A 16,047-nucleotide genomic window follows, 5' to 3' on the forward strand; every position below is an offset into this window, starting at 1 on the left:
CCATGCAAAAGTTCACCAGTATTTCCGCAGTTGCTGCCCCACTCCCGTTGCAAAACGTGGATACGGATATGATTATCCCGAAGCAGTTCCTGAAAACCATTAAGCGCACGGGTCTCAAAGACGGCCTGTTCTATGAAATGCGCTATACGGTCGAAGGCAAAAAGATTGAGGATTTCGTCTTGCACCGCGAGCCTTACACGTCTGCGGAAGTGCTGGTGTCGTTTGATAATTTCGGCTGTGGCTCTTCGCGCGAACATGCGCCGTGGGCGCTGCTGGATTTCGGTATTCGCTGCGTGATTGCACCGTCATTTGCCGACATTTTCTATAATAACTGCTTTAAAAACGGTATTCTGCCCATCGTGCTGCCACGTGAGCAGGTGGAATCGTTGATGCAGCACGCCCAGTCGTCGAGCAATAAAATCACCGTTGATTTGCCGTCGCAGACCATCAAAGCCGGAAACCATGAATTCCGCTTCGATTTGGACGCATTCCGCAAGCATTGCTTACTCAATGGGCTTGATGATATCGGCCTAACGCTTGAGAAAAAGGCGGCGATTGCCAACTTTGAGACTCAGCGCAGCCAAGCGTTTCCTTGGCTTTAGTAGGATTTTTTCTTTCAATTCCTTGAAAAACCCGCTATCTCGGGTTGATGGAACATTACTGGAACACACTCGCAGACGTTTCCCCATTCGCCGTAGTTCTAAGCGCCGTGGCGATGATGATCGTTGGCTCTCTTTGGTACTCGAGCTTCTTCTTCGGTAAAGCTTGGATGCGCCTCTCTGGTATCCGCATGAGCGATATCCGCCCCGATGAGGCGCGCCGTGGCTATGTGTTCGCTACCATCTTTGCCCTGCTCATTGCATATTTGCTTGGCGTTGTTGCTGCACACGCAGGTAGTAACACACATGCTCTCTATGGCGGTGTCAGCCTTATCTGGCTCTTTGTGATGGCCGAACAAGCCAATGGTTTCGTGTGGGAGAAGCAACCTTTTGCACTTTTCTTACTTCAGGCTTTTCGAAGCCTGTTTTCTCTGCTAGCAGGCGCTACCGTATTCTTGTTCTGGAGCTAGCGTCATGACAAAGACCATCCTATTGCTGCCTGGTGATGGCATCGGGCCTGAAGTAGTCCCTCAAGCCAAGCGCGTGCTCGAATGGGCTGCCAGCGCGGCTGGCGCTTCATTTGTTTTCGATGAAGCACTTATCGGCGGCTCGGCGTATGACGCGGTGGGAACACCCTACCCTGCTGAAACACTCGAGAAAGCAAAGAAGGCAGATGCGATTTTGCTCGGTGCCGTTGGTGGCCCAAAATGGGAATCGCTGGATTATAGCGTACGCCCAGAGCGCGGCTTGCTCGGCATTCGCAAAGACCTCGATTTGTTTGCAAACTTGCGCCCTGCTATGTGCTTCCCTGCATTGGCGGATGCTTCGACACTGAAAGCAGACGTTATTTCGGGTCTGGATATTCTTATCGTGCGCGAACTGACGGGTGATATTTATTTTGGTCAACCACGCGGCGTTACCGTCGAGAACGGTCATCGCGTGGGTCGTAACACCATGGTGTATGCGGATTGGGAAGTCACGCGCATTGGCCGCGTGGCGCTAGAGCTTGCGCGTAAGCGCAACAAAAAACTTTGCTCGGTCGATAAGGCGAACGTACTCGAGACCACCGAAATGTGGCGCGAAGAAGTGCAGAAATTGCGCGACGCAGATTATACCGATATCGAGCTGTCGCATATGTATGTTGATAATGCGGCGATGCAGTTGGTGCGCAATCCAAAGCAGTTTGACGTGATGGTGACTGGAAATATCTTCGGCGATATTCTCTCTGATTGCGCGGCGATGCTGACAGGCTCACTCGGTATGTTGGCGAGCGCCTCGCTTGGTGAAGAAAAGAACGGCAAGCGCGCGGCACTGTATGAGCCCGTGCATGGTTCCGCGCCTGATATCGCAGGCAAAGGCATTGCCAACCCGATCGCAACGATTCTCTCGGTGAGCATGATGCTGCGCTATTCATTCAACATGATTCGTGAAGCAGATCTCGTCGATAAGGCAGTTGCTGATGTGCTGGAGCAAGGCTATCGCACGGGTGATATTATGCAAGACGGCAAGAAGAAGGTTGGCACCAAAGAAATGGGTGATGCGATTTTAGCGTCACTGGAAAAACTGAATAAACAAACGAAGGCAGCGTAAGACGATGGGTTACAAAATTGCAGTAGTGGGCGCGACAGGAAATGTTGGCCGTGAAATTCTAGCGATTCTGGATGAGCGTAAATTCCCAGCATCCGAAGTGGTGGCGCTTGCGTCGCGCAACTCGCTTGGCAAACAAGTGAGCTTCGGTGACACCAAAATTCTCGATGTCAAAGTGCTCGATGATTATGATTTCACGGGTACGGATATCGCTCTGTTTTCTCCCGGTTCTGCGGTTTCGAAAGTCCATGCGCCACGTGCTGCGGTCCAAGGTTGTGTGGTGATTGATAACACCTCCTATTTCCGTATGGAGCAGGATATTCCGCTCGTTGTTCCAGAAGTGAATGCGCATGCGCTAAAAGATTTCGGCAAACGCAATATCATTGCGAATCCTAACTGCTCAACCATTCAAATGGTCGTGGCGCTGAAGCCATTGCACGCGGTAAACCCTATTAGACGCGTGGTGGTTTCGACCTACCAATCCGTTTCGGGTGCAGGCAAAGACGCGATGGACGAGCTCTATGACCAAACCAAAGCACTTTATGTGCATGACCATAAAGACCCAAAGAAATTCACCAAGCGCATTGCTTTCAACGTGATTCCGCACATTGACTCATTCATGGATAGCGGCATGACGAAAGAAGAATTCAAGATGGTAGAAGAGACCAAAAAGATTCTCGATCCGAATATTCTGGTGAGCGCGACCTGCGTGCGCGTACCGGTATTTGTTGGCCATTCGGAGTCGGTGAATATCGAATTCACCAACCCTATCTCGGTGAAAGAAGTTTACGATATTTTCGAAGAGGCAGAAGGCGTGACCTTGGTGGATCGTCGTGAAGATGGCGGCTACATTACGCCTGCTGAATGTGCGGGCGAAGATAACGTCTATGTTTCACGCGTGCGCAAAGACCCAACCATTGCCAATGGTATCAACATGTGGGTTGTGTCGGATAATCTGCGCAAAGGTGCGGCACTCAATGCCGTACAAATCGCTGAGAAGTTGATTGAGAATTTTGGGCTGAAAGCAAAAGCGGCTTAAGCTAAGCGCTGCGCGCCTTAAGCATTTCATCGCGCTTCCGCCTTTTTACCGTCGATGATAAAGTCCGCCTTTTTGGTGACTTTACTCATGCCCGTCCCTGATTCTAACAATCATGGGCTACTATAGCGGTAAAGCTGCTGTTTTAGCGTGGCAATTACGTGACAAAACCGTTTCCGCTCAATGAACGCTGTGTGCAATCTAAGTGCTTGTTTGACAAGCATCTGGCAACCTCTTAAAAATGCGAAAAATATTAAAAATTATCTCACAGGATTGTTATGAACGAGCGCCCCCTCTCGCCCCACCTGCAGATTTACCGACCACAGATTTCCTCGGTTACCTCCATTTTCCACCGCATTAGCGGCATTGTGCTGTCCGTCGGCGCGGCCTTTATGGTCGCTTGGCTATGGGCTGCGGCCTATAATTCTGGCTATTTCGTGATGTGGCGTGGGTTTTTTGGCTCAATCCTTGGCCAAATCATGCTGATTGGCTGGTCAGTGGCCTTCTACTACCACCTTGGTAACGGGTTACGCCACCTCTGGTGGGATACAGGTAATGGCTTTGACCTCAAAACCGCCGATAAAACTGGTTATTTCGTCTTTGGATTTACCGCACTCGCCACTCTTATCACGTGGCTCATTATCTGGAGTTAGCATGAAATCTCGTTCAAAACTCACCTCTTCCATTGCACGCGCACGCGGGCTTGGTTCTGCAAAAGACGGTGTTCACCACTGGTGGATGCAGCGCCTCACCGCCGTATTGCTCGTGCCGCTTTCTATTTGGTTTATGGTTTCCTTGGTTGGTGAGCTTGCGGGTGCGAACCGCGTTGAAGTTGCCGCGTGGTTGGAAAGCCCTCTCGTTGCAGTGGCTTTGGCGGGTATGTTGGTTTCTGGTTTTTGGCACGCCAAGCTTGGCATTCAAGTGGTGATTGAAGATTACATTCACCATGAGTGGATCAAGTTTGGGGCGCTCTTTACCAATAGTTTTGCTTTCTGGGCGATGGGTATTTTGAGCCTGTTCGCTGTCATTAAACTTCATTTCTTCGGGATTTAGCCATGACCTACAACATTACCGACCACTATTATGACGTGATTGTTGTGGGCGCAGGCGGCGCTGGGTTACGCGCTACCTTCGGCATGGCGGCAGAAGGCCTTTCCACTGCCTGTATCACCAAAGTATTCCCTACCCGCTCGCACACGGTAGCGGCTCAGGGCGGTATCTCGGCAGCGCTTGGCAACATGGGTCCAGACGATTGGCGCTGGCACATGTACGACACGATTAAAGGCTCCGACTGGTTGGGCGACCAAGACGCGATTGAATATATGTGCCGTGAAGCGCCTGCAGCAATCATCGAGCTCGAGCATTACGGCGTTCCATTCAGCCGCACGAAAGAAGGCAAAATCTATCAGCGTCCTTTCGGCGGTATGACCACCAATTATGGTGAAGGCCCTGCGGCGCAACGTACGTGCGCGGCGGCTGACCGTACAGGCCACGCCATTTTGCACACGCTCTACACACAAGCACTGAAGCACTCTGCGAAGTTCTTCATCGAATATTTCGCCATTGATTTGTTGATGGATGATGACGGCAAATGCTGTGGTGTCATGGCGTGGAATCTCGACGATGGCACCTTGCACCGCTTCTATGGCCACCAAACCGTGCTCGCAACGGGTGGTTATGGCCGCGCCTATTTCTCGGCAACGTCGGCGCACACCTGTACGGGTGATGGCGGCGGCATGGCGGCACGCGCGGGCATTCCGCTACAGGACATGGAGTTCGTGCAATTCCACCCCACGGGTATTTATGGCTCTGGCTGTCTGATTACCGAGGGTGCACGCGGTGAAGGCGGATATCTGGTGAATAGCAAGGGTGAGCGTTTCATGGAACGCTATGCGCCATCGGCAAAAGACCTTGCCTCGCGTGACGTGGTGTCGCGTTCGATGACGATGGAGATTCGTGAAGGCCGTGGCGTTGGCGCGGAAGGCGATCATATCTTCCTGCATCTCGACCATCTCGACCCTGCGGTACTGCACGCACGTTTGCCTGGCATTTCAGAAACCGCGCAAATCTTTGCAGGCGTGGATGTTACCAAACAACCTATTCCGGTGATTCCAACCGTGCATTACAACATGGGTGGCGTGCCCACCAACTACCATGGTGAAGTGGTGACGCTCAAAAACGGCAATCCCGACGCGGTCGTGGAAGGCTTGATGGCGATTGGTGAAGCGGGTTGCGTTTCGGTGCATGGCGCGAATCGTCTTGGCTCGAACTCACTGCTCGATCTCGTGGTATTTGGCCGCGCAGCAGCGCACCGCGCACGTGATATTGTGAAAAAAGGCACGCGCGTGAAAGCAGCGCCGCAAGCCGCAACCGATAAGGTGCTGACACGTCTTGATGCTATTCGCTACGCGAAAGGCGGCAAGCGTACGGCTGAGATACGCAAAGCAATGCAGCGTGTCATGCAAAACCACGCGGCCGTATTCCGCACCAGCGAGTCACTCAAAGAAGGGGTGACGAAAATGAAGGACGTTTATACTTCTTTCAGCGATCTGGCGATTAGCGATCGTGGAATGATTTTTAACTCTGACCTCGTTGAGGCACTGGAGTTGGACAACCTGCGCAGCCAAGCACTCATCACGGTGACCTGTGCGGAAAACCGTAAAGAAAGTCGTGGCGCGCATGCGCATGAGGATTACCCAGATCGTAACGATGAGGAATGGATGAAACACTCCATCTGCTGGATTGATGAAAAAGGTAATACGAAAATCGATTATCGCCCTGTGCATATGAATGTGCTGAGCGATGATGTGAAACCTATCCCACCAAAGAAGCGCGTCTATTAATGAAGCAAATGGTTGCAGTAGTAGCATTGGTAGCGGTGGCAGCGTGTGCTAAGCCAACGACGCAGCGCCCTGTCTATTCTGCGCAAGAAGTGAAGTATGAGCAGCAGATGCAGTCTGAGGCTGCGAAAGCTGCTAATAAAAACTTCAACGACAAAAAAGACTATAGCCCTTCAGACATCAAGATCATGGCAGCGCGCCTAGGTGTCATCTCACAACCCATCGAACAAGCATCTGGCCAACTTTGCATGGAGCTCACCAAGGGCAAAGGTAAATGTACGTTTGATGTTGAGTTGAATGTCGATGAAAAAGGTCTTAACGCCCATGCTGATGGGCAAAAAGTTGTTATCTACCCTGCGATGATTGATTTTACGCGCAATGATAGCCAGCTTGCTTTCGTGATTGCGCATGAATTCGCGCATAACATCATGGGCCACCAACAAGCGCTCATGCAAAATGTGACGATTGGCGCAGTGCTCGGCACCTTGGTGGATATTGCCGCAACGTCACGCGGGACGAGCACGAATGGCCAGTTCGGTAAACTTGGCGCGCAACAAGGCCAGCTCAGCTACAGCTCGGAATTCGAGCACGAGGCGGACTATGTTGGGCTATACATACTGGCACGTGCAGGTTTCAAAATTGAGGACGCACCCATGTTCTGGCGCGAGATGTCGCTTGCCGAACCAGACGCGATTTATATCAGCACCACGCACCCCAATAACCCACAGCGCACGATTGAGATGGATAAAACCGTCAAAGAGATTCGCTATAAACAATCCAAAGGCTTACCTCTTATTCCTAACCTGAAGCCGATGAAATCGTAAGGAGCATCTATGGCTGAGTTTGCATTACCTAAAAACTCTAAAATCAATAAGGACGGGAAGAAATTCGCGGCGAAGTCTGGCGCGAAAAACGTCAAGAAATTCAATATATACCGTTACGATCCTGAAGATAAAAATGAACAGGGCGAAGCCAAGAATCCTCGTATCGATACCTATGAGATCGATATGGATGAGTGCGCGCCTATGGTGCTCGATGCGCTGATCAAGATTAAAGACGAAGTAGACTCGACCGTGACCTTCCGCCGTTCCTGCCGTGAGGGGATTTGCGGTAGCTGCGCGATGAACATCGACGGCACGAACACCCTCGCCTGCCTCAAGCCCATTTGCGATGTGAAGGGCGATGTGAACATCTACCCCTTGCCGCATATGAGCGTGGTGAAAGACCTCGTGCCTGACATGACCCATTTTTATGCGCAGTACGAGTCCATCAAGCCATGGCTACAGACGGAGTCACGCGCACCACAAGGCAAAGAGCGCCTGCAATCGCCAGAAGACCGCGCCAAGCTCGATGGTCTCTATGAATGTATCCTCTGTGCGTGCTGCTCGACCAGTTGCCCTAGCTATTGGTGGAATTCCGACCGCTATTTAGGCCCTGCTATCCTGCTGCATGCGTATCGCTGGATCATTGATTCGCGCGATGAAATGACCGGTGAACGTCTTGATAATCTTGAAGATCCGTTCCGTGTCTATCGCTGCCATACCATCATGAACTGTGCTAAAACCTGCCCCAAAGGCCTAAATCCTGCGAAAGCGATTGCTGAAATCAAGAAGATGCTACTCGCCCGCAAAGTTTAATGGTATAGTTCTAAAAATTCATAAAAGGAGCTCCTAACATGCACAGCACTTCACGCGGTTTCTCGCTGGTCGAATTATCCATCGTACTTGTCATTTTAGGTCTGCTCACGGGCGGTATTTTGGCAGGACAATCCTTGATTCGCGCTGCGGAGCTTCGTGCAGTTAGCACAGAACAGCAGCGTTACGCAGCAGCGATTGGCACCTTCCGCGATAAGTACTTTTCTATACCAGGTGATATGAATAACGCGACCAGCTTCGGTGCGGCTGCGTGGGTTGGTAATGGTGACGGCGATGGTCTCGTTGAAACCACAGGTACGGCTACGACCAACGAAATCTCCCTCTTCTGGATCCATATGGCGGCAGCCGGTTTGATTGAGGGCAGCTACACCAACATTGCCAACACCACGCTTACGGCTGGTACAAACAACCCTCGCTCGAAGCTCAATAATGCGGGCTGGAACGTTGGCAACCTCGGCACCGTAGCCACCACACCGACCACCACATATTTTGAAGGCTCTTATGGCAATGCATTCCTGTTTGGCGGCGGCACCAGTGCCACGCTACCAACCGAGGCATTAAAGCCTGAAGAAGCATGGAATATTGATACCAAAGCAGACGACGCGAATCCCGCTACTGGCGCCATCGTAACACTAGAGCGCGATGCACTCGCTGCAGCTGCTGCTGCAGGCTGCAGTAATCCTGTCGCAGCAACAACGACCCTCGCTGCTTCTACTTATGCGCTTGATCAAAGCGGTGTGAACTGTGCACTGGTCATTAAAACTGGCTACTAAGTGATACGTGGTTTCTCACTCGTCGAACTTTCCATCGTATTGGTAATCCTTGGATTGCTGACGGGCGGTATTCTCGCTGGCCAGTCGCTTATTCGCGCGTCGGAACTTCGTGCTGTTTCATCTGAATACCAGCGCTATGCTGCCTCCATCGCTACGTTTCGCGATAAGTATTTCGGTCTGCCTGGCGATTTTCGTGATGCGACAAAGTTCTGGGGCGCTGCCCATGCCACCCCTGCCACATGCGCTGTAACCCAAGGCACAGGCACACAAACCTGCGACGGTGATGGTGATGGAACCATCGAGCATGAGACTTCTTTCACGGGCAGCTCTGAGCAATTCCGATTCTGGCAACAGCTTGCCAACGCTGGACTGATTGAAGGTAATTACACTGGGGCCAAAGGCAGTGTGGGTAATATTGACCATGCAATACTGGGCACCAATGTGCCGCGCTCTAAATTGACGAATGCGGGCTGGGGCATGAGACTATTTGGCAGCATTGGGTTTATGACCAATACTCAGGTGCTGATGTTCGGCGCTTCGCAGACCAATAACATGCCATTTGGTTATGCACTAAAGCCTGAAGAGGCGTGGAATATCGACACCAAGATGGATGACGGCAGACCCGCCTACGGCAGCGTCGTCGCCACTGAAGCAAACCTTACCTGCAATACGACTGCGGTTGCTAGCACAGCAGAATACTTACTGAGCGCGTCGGCAGTTGGTTGCAGTCTTTCGTTCAAAGCATTTCAATAAACACAATAAAAAAACCCCGCGACTTTCATCGCGGGGTTTCGTTTGCCATAGACTCTTTTTTGTTTCCTGCGCAGCGCCTAAGCTGCGCGAGCCGCTTGCGGCGGAGGGAGTTACGAGGGAACGAAGCGTTCCCTCGCACTTAAAAACTAAGCTGCTTGTTTACGCAATACTTTGAGCAGTTTGTCGTGAGCGGCCTTTACATCCACACGCTCAGACGCAGCAACTTCACCAACCAAACGGTGCATTGCGGTCTCATAAATCATACGCTCACTGTATGAACGCTCTGACTGGTCAACGTTCTTGTGCAGATCGCGCACCACTTCAGCGATCTGAACCAGATTGCCTGAGTTGATTTTTGATTCATATTCCTGCGCACGACGGCTCCACATACCACGGGCGATTTTTGCACGGCCTTTCAAGGTCGTGATTGCACGTGAAATCTGGTCGTTTGGCGAAATCGAACGAAGGCCTGCAGCTTCCGCACGATTGAGCGGCACGCGTAGGGTCATTTTGTCTTTTTCAAAGTTGATGACGAATACTTTCAACTCGTACTCACCGATTTTCTCAGCCTCGATGCCCATAATACGGCCAACACCATGCGTTGGGTACACCACGTACTCACCGACTGCGAAACCTTTCTTGCTTGATGCAACTGGCGCAACCGAAGGCGTGCTCGCTACAGGTTTTGGTGCGACTACAGCCATTGGCTTCTTCACTTCAATCTTTTTGCTGCCTGGCTTAACGGTCGATTTTACAGCCGCTTTCACGTTCGCTTTTTTCACGAGCGTTTTCTTCGCAACAACTTTCTTCACTGCTGCTTTTTTAGCTGCAGGTTTTTTCGCTACAGTTTTTTTAGCCATTACTTTTTTTGCTTTTGCCTTGGTCGCCATGTTTGTTACCCCTTTGTGATGGCACTGCCATCGTTGGTTACACAACTCAACTCACTACAACATCCCTTGGACATCTGCCTCTGGCAGTTGCCTCAACACATATACCGTTCTTGTAACGTGTCTTGGGAATCCTCTCTCACTGAGGATGGCAGGGTTATAGCACAAAATTTGGGCAAATAGAATGGTAAAAATTTAGTTAATTAATGAATAATTCTATTGCGAAATTTATTTTTCATTAAAAAACAATAACTTAAGACTTAGTCGCCCGTGCCAGCTTCGGGGCTAAACAGTGTTTCGAACTTGTTTTCCACCGTTTTGAAGTCGTCCGCGTCGGCTGGGGCGTCCTTCTTTTTGGTAATGACTGGCCACTTCATCGCGTAATCGCGGTTAATCTCGACCCATTTGATCAAATCCTCGGACTCAGGCTTGATCGCTTCGACAGGACATTCCGGTTCACACACGCCGCAATCAATACATTCATCAGGGTGAATGACGAGCATGTTCTCTCCCTCATAGAAGCAGTCCACGGGGCAGACTTCTACGCAGTCCGTATACTTGCAACGGACACAGGCATCAGTAACAACGAAGGTCATGCGCGCGATTTATGACTAATCTTAGAAATTTGCAAGCGTCGGATTTTTTGTTCATTGAGCGCAGCGTTAGCTCGCACTAACAAAAGGGCTATCACAAGCAAGGTCACTCCTGCCAACATCAGTAGTAACGGGGTGCGCATGCTTGGGTCAATCGCGGATGTGCCATCAAAACGCAAAAGCCCTGCGGGTTGGTGCAGCGTATTCCACCACTCCACCGAGAATTTGATAATGGGTAAATTGATCGCACCGACAATACATAACCATGCGGCAGCGACTCGCCCTTTTTCACTTTGCCCGCCAGCATTGGCAACGGCAAGGTAACCCGCATAGAGAAAAAGTTGAATGAGCATGCTGGTCAAGCGCGCGTCCCACACCCAATAGGCACCCCACATAGGTTTGCCCCAAAGCATACCGGTAACCAACGTAACGGCAGTTAGTGTTAATCCAATGGCGGCGGCTTCGCGTGCAATGACATTAGCTAGCGTATGACGCCAGATCAGATAGCTAATCGATAGCGCAGCCATGATGCCATATAGCGCAGAGGCGAGCATGGCCGCAGGCACGTGGATATACATGATACGTACGCTAATGCCTTGCTGGTAATCAGGCGGCGCAACATAGAACACCAGATACAGCGCATAAGAGACAAGCACCAACGCCAGCAATGCTGCAATAGGCAGCAGTACCTTGCTCATACGGGCAAAACGCGCTGGGTTGGCAAAACGATGCATGCCCGCTATATGTCATCCAACGGAAAGCGAATCAATATGAATCATACCAAAAGACTACTCGAAATTATGGCAAAGCTGCGCAACCCTAATGGTGGCTGCCCGTGGGACTTGGAGCAGAACTTTAAAACCATAGCGCCCTACACCATCGAGGAAGCTTATGAAGTGGCGGATGCGATTGCGCGTGGCGATATGCAGAACCTAAAAGAAGAACTCGGTGATTTGTTGCTGCAAGTTGTGTTCCATTCACAAATGGCATCTGAGGACGGGCTGTTTACATTCGAGGACGTCGCGCAGAATATTGGCGAAAAGATGGAGCGCCGCCACCCGCATGTGTTTGGTGATGCCACCATCAAAGACGCCGACGCGCAGACCGAGAATTGGGAAAATATTAAAGCCGAGGAGCGTAAGAAGAAAACGGGCGATAGCGTATTGGCCGATGTGCCCACTGCCCTGCCCGCCCTTATGCGCGCCGAAAAATTACAAAAACGTGCCGCACGTGTTGGCTTTGATTGGCCCGACACAGACGGTGTGCGCGATAAAATTTTAGAAGAACTGAACGAGTGCGAAGAAGCCACTGCATCTGGCGATAAAGGACATCTTCAGGAAGAAATCGGCGATTTGTTGTTTGCGGTTACGAACCTTGCGCGCTTTCATGGCATCGACCCCGAAGAGGCATTGCGCCAAACAAATGCGAAATTCACCAAGCGCTTTCAGTTCATCGAAGCCGCACTGAAAAAGCAGAACAAGAAATGGGAAGAGACGAACCTCGACGAAATGGAAGCACTTTGGCAAAAGGCGAAAACAGCATGACAACCATTCTTATCACAGGCGCATCATCAGGCATTGGCAAGGCGTGTGCATTGGCGCTGAAAGACAAAGGCGTGCATTTGATTCTGACGGGGCGGCGCGAGGCGGAGCTGAAGAAAGTTGCTGCGAAATGCAAGCCCGCAAAAGTGACCACGCTAGTGTTCGACATACAAGACCAGAAAGCAACCACTGCCGCGCTCAAAAATCTGAAGGTCGATGTTTTGATTAATAATGCAGGTCTATCACTCGATCTTTCACCGGCGGACGAAACGAACCTCGATGATTGGAATACGATGGTCGATACCAACATCAAAGGGCTGATGACGGCAACGCGTTTGCTATTACCCGGCATGCGCAAGCGTAAGCGCGGCCACATCATCAACATCAGCTCGATGGCGGGGAGCTACCATTACCCTGGCTCGAATGTATATGGCGCAACCAAAGCATTTGTGACGTATTTCTCGCTCGCCTTGCGCGCAGACTTACTCGGCAGCCCTGTGCGCGTTACCAATATTGAACCTGGCATGGCAGAAACCGAGTTCTCGCTGGTGCGATTTAAAGGCGATAAAAAACGTGCCGGTGCAGTTTACAAAGGGCTAAAGCCTTTGACTGCGGAAGACATCGCGGAAACCGTGCGCTGGGCGATGGCACAACCACCGCATGTGAACATCAACCGCATTGAGGTGATGCCCGTGATGCAGGCACCTGGTGGGCCAAACGTACATCGCAGCACTTAGCGAATCGGCACCGACTTCGGTTTGCCGTAGGGATTCGCCTTCGTATCGGGATTGGATTGTTCTGTAATAATATCCAAATTATTCCACGCGCGCTCATAGTAGGTTGGGCTGTTAGAAAGCGCCATGTTAAGGTAGGTTTTTGCCAGCTCATCATTCTTCGCAAGGTGCGCGTAAAGCCCCAAATTATTGTCGAGCGTAGCACCTTCCAAGTGCTTCTCTGCCATGGCACGTGCGGAGTCAATGTCGCCACTAATGCCATATACGAGCGCTAAATTCAGTTCGACTTGCTTCTTGCGCTCTTCGGTCACGCTCATTTTTGCGGCTTGCTGTAATGTCTCAATCGCGCGGGGATAGTTACGGTCAATGGCACGCGCGAGGCCAACATTATTCAATATCGCGGGATTATCGCGGCTCACGCGTAGACCTTCGGTGAAATATTCGACCGCTTCGGGAATCATGTTCTTGGTAACAAACAAAATACCAAGTGCATTCAGTGTACGCCAACGCTTGCCGTCTTTATCGAGCACTTTGGAGAGCGTGCGCCCTGCGTCCGCCGATTGGCCAAGCGCCATTTCCGTAAGGCCCTTGCCTTCCAACGCATCAATATGGTTTGGATCTTCTTCTAGCACTTCGTTGAATTGCCTTAGCGCCTTTTCATTCTCACCAATGCGGCGAAGCATGTCTGCCATAATCGCGCGGTAGCGCAGCTTGTCTTTGGCAGGTGTTTTTTTGGAATCTATCATCTGCTGATAGAAACCTGCGGCACGCTTATAATCATTCTTCTGCAACGCTTCTTCTGCCTGACGTTCGAGCGTGGATTGCACGGTGGGCACGTCGGGCTGGTCGAGCTTCGAGAAGGTTTTGTCAGGGTTTGCCCATTGCTCAGCGATGCTGCCCTTCTCGCAGGCAGTCACTAGCAAAGGAATAAGAATGAGTGGCAGAAATTTCATGGAGAGGATGAGTTAGCATAGCTTTAAAAAAGAATAAAGCGGTTAGGTTTGAGCTGTGCGGCTATGCACTTCACCAAGCTTGCCTTGGAGCTCAATACTTGGGGCATCCATCTGAATTGCCGGGAGTTGCGAAGAAGGTGTGTGCATGCGGCCCACATGCGGATATGTGTCTTTGAATTTTTCGTCTAAATGTAATTTGTTAATGCGCCACTCAATCATAGTTTCAAGAGCTTCAATACCTTTGTCTTTGGCTATAAATCCGGTTTTGGGCAGCTCTAAGCTCAACACAATCCGCTTATTTTGCTCTTTGAAAAGCGCCAGCATTTCTTCGCTAATGGTTAGATCCGCAACACCCAACTGACCTGCTGCCCATTTTTGTATTGGGCGCTGGTGTACTTCTCGTTTGCGAACAGGGTCGGCAGCTTCTGCTTTTGGGTCTACCACTTCAGCAAACAGGTCGATAAGGTTGAAGCGCCCTGAGTCATTATCCCAGAACAAGTTATCTTTCTTCACGTGATCGAGATGAAAGCCTCTGGATTTCACAAAAGCAATCTTGTCTGCAAGGTCGAGGAAGGCATCATCCGGTAGATTGCGCAGCCAATCAAGATAGGCGTCATAGCGCCCAGATACGCTTAACTTACGACCTTCACAAATGGTATCGCGTATCCAGTCAGTTATGTCTTGCCCTTGTTGGCGAAGCAGAATTGCGAATGTTCCTTTATTATCTTTGAATACAGCCTGACCAAAATTACGACCGCCAAGTTCATCTGGTAATTCTATTAGTGACTCTGATTCTGACAAATTTTTAAGGAAGCTATTTGCGTCATTTGTCGGGAAATCAGTCCATGTACGGAACCGTTTCACTAGAAACTTATCTAAAATGGGGTATTGGCGTTTGGCTTCGTCATCAAACTCATACACCACGCCTTGCAAACCCCTGCCCAAGCGCTTTGCAGCCATTGAACGCGCCACCAACTCACGGATATTGGGTATCTCTGTAAGTTGGTTTGCATCATCACTGACTAATTGATTTCCGTCCATTTTTTCAGTCTAGCAGAGCTATATTGCGAATAATGTGAAGATTTTATGAAGCTAAGTGCGTAATTGTGCTGGCTTTTTACGCCTGCTTCGCTATCAGTTGCGCTCATGCCTACACCCGCGCGAAAAACGGCTCATGATAAAGCCTTCCCAAGACACCTGCTTGGAATGGAAGGCGTTGATGCTTCTACTATCACCACGATTCTTGATGCGGCCGAAACCTATGTCGAGAAAAACCGCCAGATCGATAAGAAGTCGAAAAGCCTGACGGGTCGCACCCTTATCAACCTCTTCTTTGAGAATTCCACGCGCACGCGCACTAGCTTCGAGCTGGCTGGCAAACGCTTGGGCATGGATGTCATAAATATTAGTGCTTCGACCTCCTCGACCAGCAAAGGCGAGACATTGCTCGATACGGCGATGACACTGAACGCCATGCAAGCGGATGCGATTGTGGTTCGCCACCAGTCTGCCGGCGCGGTGCAACTGATTGCCGAGAAAACCAATGCCCATATCATCAACGCAGGTGATGGCGCGCATGAACACCCCACCCAAGCGCTGCTTGATGCGCTGACCATTCGCCGCAAGCTAGGCAAACTTAAAGGGCTCAAAGTGGCGATTTGCGGCGACATCGCAAATAGCCGCGTGGCGCGCAGTAACATTTATCTGCTCAAAACCATGGGCGCGGAAGTGACGCTGGTGGCAACGCCGATTCTGATGCCAACCGCAGTCGAGAAGTTCGGCGTGAACTACACGACCGACATGCGCAAAGGCCTAAAAGACGTGGACGTGGTGATGATGCTACGCATTCAACATGAGCGCATGGCGGGTCGTGGCATCGCCAGCGTGCGTGATTATTTCCATGGCTATGGTTTGGATTATGGAAAACTCAGCCACGCGAAACCAAACGCGCTGATTATGCACCCAGGCCCGATGAATCGTGGTGTGGAGATTGATAGCGACGTGGCCGATGATATTGGCCGTAGCGCGATTTTAGACCAAGTGGAAATGGGAGTTGCAGTAAGGCAGGCGGTTTTAGAATTAGTGTTAGGGTGAGT

At 50.8% G+C, this 16,047-nt stretch carries 19 protein-coding genes; 14 read left to right on the top strand and 5 right to left on the bottom strand.

Annotated elements, in window-relative coordinates:
* The first annotated feature begins 2 nt into the window (after positions 1–2).
* From leuD to J0M34_04450, 11 genes are all read left to right on the top strand, one after another.
* Positions 3–602: a 3-isopropylmalate dehydratase small subunit gene (gene leuD, locus J0M34_04400; protein ID MBN8543488.1), complete on the top strand. Its 600-nt coding sequence runs from the start codon at positions 3–5 to the stop codon at positions 600–602.
* Between the two features lie 47 nt (positions 603–649).
* The gene (locus J0M34_04405) at positions 650–1,069 is read left to right on the top strand and encodes a DUF1761 domain-containing protein (protein ID MBN8543489.1); all 420 of its coding nucleotides are present in this window, start codon (positions 650–652) and stop codon (positions 1,067–1,069) included.
* A gap of 4 nt (positions 1,070–1,073) precedes the next feature.
* Positions 1,074–2,189, top strand: coding sequence for a 3-isopropylmalate dehydrogenase (gene leuB / locus J0M34_04410; protein MBN8543490.1), 1,116 nt, complete (start codon positions 1,074–1,076; stop codon positions 2,187–2,189).
* 4 nt (positions 2,190–2,193) lie between these two features.
* The gene (locus J0M34_04415) at positions 2,194–3,225 is read left to right on the top strand and encodes an aspartate-semialdehyde dehydrogenase (GenBank protein MBN8543491.1); all 1,032 of its coding nucleotides are present in this window, start codon (positions 2,194–2,196) and stop codon (positions 3,223–3,225) included.
* 275 nt (positions 3,226–3,500) lie between these two features.
* Complete coding sequence (gene sdhC / locus J0M34_04420; protein MBN8543492.1) at positions 3,501–3,875, top strand: succinate dehydrogenase, cytochrome b556 subunit; 375 nt, start codon at positions 3,501–3,503, stop codon at positions 3,873–3,875.
* 1 nt (position 3,876) lies between these two features.
* Complete coding sequence (gene sdhD / locus J0M34_04425; protein ID MBN8543493.1) at positions 3,877–4,275, top strand: succinate dehydrogenase, hydrophobic membrane anchor protein; 399 nt, start codon at positions 3,877–3,879, stop codon at positions 4,273–4,275.
* Between the two features lie 2 nt (positions 4,276–4,277).
* Positions 4,278–6,065 carry a succinate dehydrogenase flavoprotein subunit gene (locus J0M34_04430; GenBank protein ID MBN8543494.1) on the top strand — a complete coding sequence of 596 codons (1,788 nt, stop codon included), beginning with the start codon at positions 4,278–4,280 and terminating at the stop codon, positions 6,063–6,065.
* Positions 6,065–6,886 (top strand): M48 family metalloprotease, encoded by an 822-nt coding sequence (locus J0M34_04435; GenBank protein MBN8543495.1) that lies wholly within the window; start codon positions 6,065–6,067, stop codon positions 6,884–6,886. The genes J0M34_04430 and J0M34_04435 overlap by 1 nt, the downstream gene beginning before the upstream one ends.
* Before the next feature lie 9 nt (positions 6,887–6,895).
* A complete protein-coding gene (locus J0M34_04440; GenBank protein MBN8543496.1) occupies positions 6,896–7,699 on the top strand; it encodes a succinate dehydrogenase iron-sulfur subunit in 804 nt (267 codons plus the stop codon).
* 38 nt (positions 7,700–7,737) lie between these two features.
* On the top strand, positions 7,738–8,490 hold the full coding sequence (locus J0M34_04445) for a prepilin-type N-terminal cleavage/methylation domain-containing protein (protein MBN8543497.1): 753 nt from the start codon (positions 7,738–7,740) through the stop codon (positions 8,488–8,490).
* Positions 8,491–9,243 carry a prepilin-type N-terminal cleavage/methylation domain-containing protein gene (locus tag J0M34_04450; protein ID MBN8543498.1) on the top strand — a complete coding sequence of 251 codons (753 nt, stop codon included), beginning with the start codon at positions 8,491–8,493 and terminating at the stop codon, positions 9,241–9,243.
* A 146-nt stretch (positions 9,244–9,389) separates the two neighbouring features.
* On the opposite strand, the gene J0M34_04455 is transcribed toward J0M34_04450, so the two are convergent.
* The 3 genes from J0M34_04455 to J0M34_04465 all read right to left on the bottom strand — a co-directional run bounded on the left by J0M34_04455 (position 9,390) and on the right by J0M34_04465 (position 11,457).
* Positions 9,390–10,133 carry a CarD family transcriptional regulator gene (locus J0M34_04455; protein ID MBN8543499.1) on the bottom strand — a complete coding sequence of 248 codons (744 nt, stop codon included), beginning with the start codon at positions 10,131–10,133 and terminating at the stop codon, positions 9,390–9,392.
* Positions 10,134–10,390: 257 nt separating this feature from the next.
* Complete coding sequence (locus J0M34_04460) at positions 10,391–10,726, bottom strand: ferredoxin family protein (GenBank protein ID MBN8543500.1); 336 nt, start codon at positions 10,724–10,726, stop codon at positions 10,391–10,393.
* Positions 10,723–11,457, bottom strand: coding sequence for a heme ABC transporter permease (locus tag J0M34_04465; GenBank protein ID MBN8543501.1), 735 nt, complete (start codon positions 11,455–11,457; stop codon positions 10,723–10,725). The genes J0M34_04460 and J0M34_04465 overlap by 4 nt, the downstream gene beginning before the upstream one ends.
* Before the next feature lie 36 nt (positions 11,458–11,493).
* Here J0M34_04465 and mazG point away from each other — a divergent pair, with 36 nt between their 5' ends.
* Both mazG and J0M34_04475 read left to right on the top strand, forming a co-directional pair.
* Positions 11,494–12,267, top strand: a complete 774-nt coding sequence (gene mazG, locus J0M34_04470; GenBank protein ID MBN8543502.1) for a nucleoside triphosphate pyrophosphohydrolase — start codon at positions 11,494–11,496, stop codon at positions 12,265–12,267.
* Entirely contained in the window at positions 12,264–13,001 is a 738-nt protein-coding gene (locus J0M34_04475) for an SDR family NAD(P)-dependent oxidoreductase (protein MBN8543503.1), read from the top strand. Before mazG ends, J0M34_04475 begins: the two co-directional genes overlap by 4 nt.
* Here J0M34_04475 and J0M34_04480 read toward each other — a convergent pair.
* Entirely contained in the window at positions 12,998–13,951 is a 954-nt protein-coding gene (locus tag J0M34_04480; GenBank protein MBN8543504.1) for a tetratricopeptide repeat protein, read from the bottom strand. The two genes, J0M34_04475 and J0M34_04480, sit on opposite strands and share 4 nt — an antisense overlap.
* Before the next feature lie 42 nt (positions 13,952–13,993).
* Entirely contained in the window at positions 13,994–14,992 is a 999-nt protein-coding gene (locus J0M34_04485) for a hypothetical protein (GenBank protein MBN8543505.1), read from the bottom strand.
* A gap of 105 nt (positions 14,993–15,097) precedes the next feature.
* Between J0M34_04485 and J0M34_04490 the strand changes: the two genes are divergently transcribed.
* Entirely contained in the window at positions 15,098–16,045 is a 948-nt protein-coding gene (locus tag J0M34_04490; protein MBN8543506.1) for an aspartate carbamoyltransferase catalytic subunit, read from the top strand.
* Positions 16,046–16,047: the final 2 nt, after the last annotated feature.

It is taken from the genome of Alphaproteobacteria bacterium (genome assembly GCA_017302575.1).
In the GTDB taxonomy this organism is placed as follows: Bacteria; Pseudomonadota; Alphaproteobacteria; order Rickettsiales; family UBA3002; genus JAFLDD01.

Excerpts from the sequence above, each read along its gene's own strand:
- J0M34_04405 (MBN8543489.1), top strand. The coding sequence starts at position 650 with ATGGAACATTACTGGAACACACTCGCAGACGTTTCCCCATTCGCCGTA.
- J0M34_04440 (MBN8543496.1), top strand. The coding sequence starts at position 6,896 with ATGGCTGAGTTTGCATTACCTAAAAACTCTAAAATCAATAAGGACGGG.
- J0M34_04455 (MBN8543499.1), bottom strand. The coding sequence starts at position 10,133 with ATGGCGACCAAGGCAAAAGCAAAAAAAGTAATGGCTAAAAAAACTGTA.
- J0M34_04415 (MBN8543491.1), top strand. The coding sequence starts at position 2,194 with ATGGGTTACAAAATTGCAGTAGTGGGCGCGACAGGAAATGTTGGCCGT.
- J0M34_04490 (MBN8543506.1), top strand. The coding sequence starts at position 15,098 with ATGCCTACACCCGCGCGAAAAACGGCTCATGATAAAGCCTTCCCAAGA.
- J0M34_04445 (MBN8543497.1), top strand. The coding sequence starts at position 7,738 with ATGCACAGCACTTCACGCGGTTTCTCGCTGGTCGAATTATCCATCGTA.
- sdhC (MBN8543492.1), top strand. The coding sequence starts at position 3,501 with ATGAACGAGCGCCCCCTCTCGCCCCACCTGCAGATTTACCGACCACAG.
- J0M34_04475 (MBN8543503.1), top strand. The coding sequence starts at position 12,264 with ATGACAACCATTCTTATCACAGGCGCATCATCAGGCATTGGCAAGGCG.
- J0M34_04485 (MBN8543505.1), bottom strand. The coding sequence starts at position 14,992 with ATGGACGGAAATCAATTAGTCAGTGATGATGCAAACCAACTTACAGAG.
- J0M34_04480 (MBN8543504.1), bottom strand. The coding sequence starts at position 13,951 with ATGAAATTTCTGCCACTCATTCTTATTCCTTTGCTAGTGACTGCCTGC.
- leuD (MBN8543488.1), top strand. The coding sequence starts at position 3 with ATGCAAAAGTTCACCAGTATTTCCGCAGTTGCTGCCCCACTCCCGTTG.
- J0M34_04465 (MBN8543501.1), bottom strand. The coding sequence starts at position 11,457 with ATGCATCGTTTTGCCAACCCAGCGCGTTTTGCCCGTATGAGCAAGGTA.
- sdhD (MBN8543493.1), top strand. The coding sequence starts at position 3,877 with ATGAAATCTCGTTCAAAACTCACCTCTTCCATTGCACGCGCACGCGGG.
- J0M34_04435 (MBN8543495.1), top strand. The coding sequence starts at position 6,065 with ATGAAGCAAATGGTTGCAGTAGTAGCATTGGTAGCGGTGGCAGCGTGT.
- J0M34_04460 (MBN8543500.1), bottom strand. The coding sequence starts at position 10,726 with ATGACCTTCGTTGTTACTGATGCCTGTGTCCGTTGCAAGTATACGGAC.
- mazG (MBN8543502.1), top strand. The coding sequence starts at position 11,494 with ATGAATCATACCAAAAGACTACTCGAAATTATGGCAAAGCTGCGCAAC.
- J0M34_04430 (MBN8543494.1), top strand. The coding sequence starts at position 4,278 with ATGACCTACAACATTACCGACCACTATTATGACGTGATTGTTGTGGGC.
- leuB (MBN8543490.1), top strand. The coding sequence starts at position 1,074 with ATGACAAAGACCATCCTATTGCTGCCTGGTGATGGCATCGGGCCTGAA.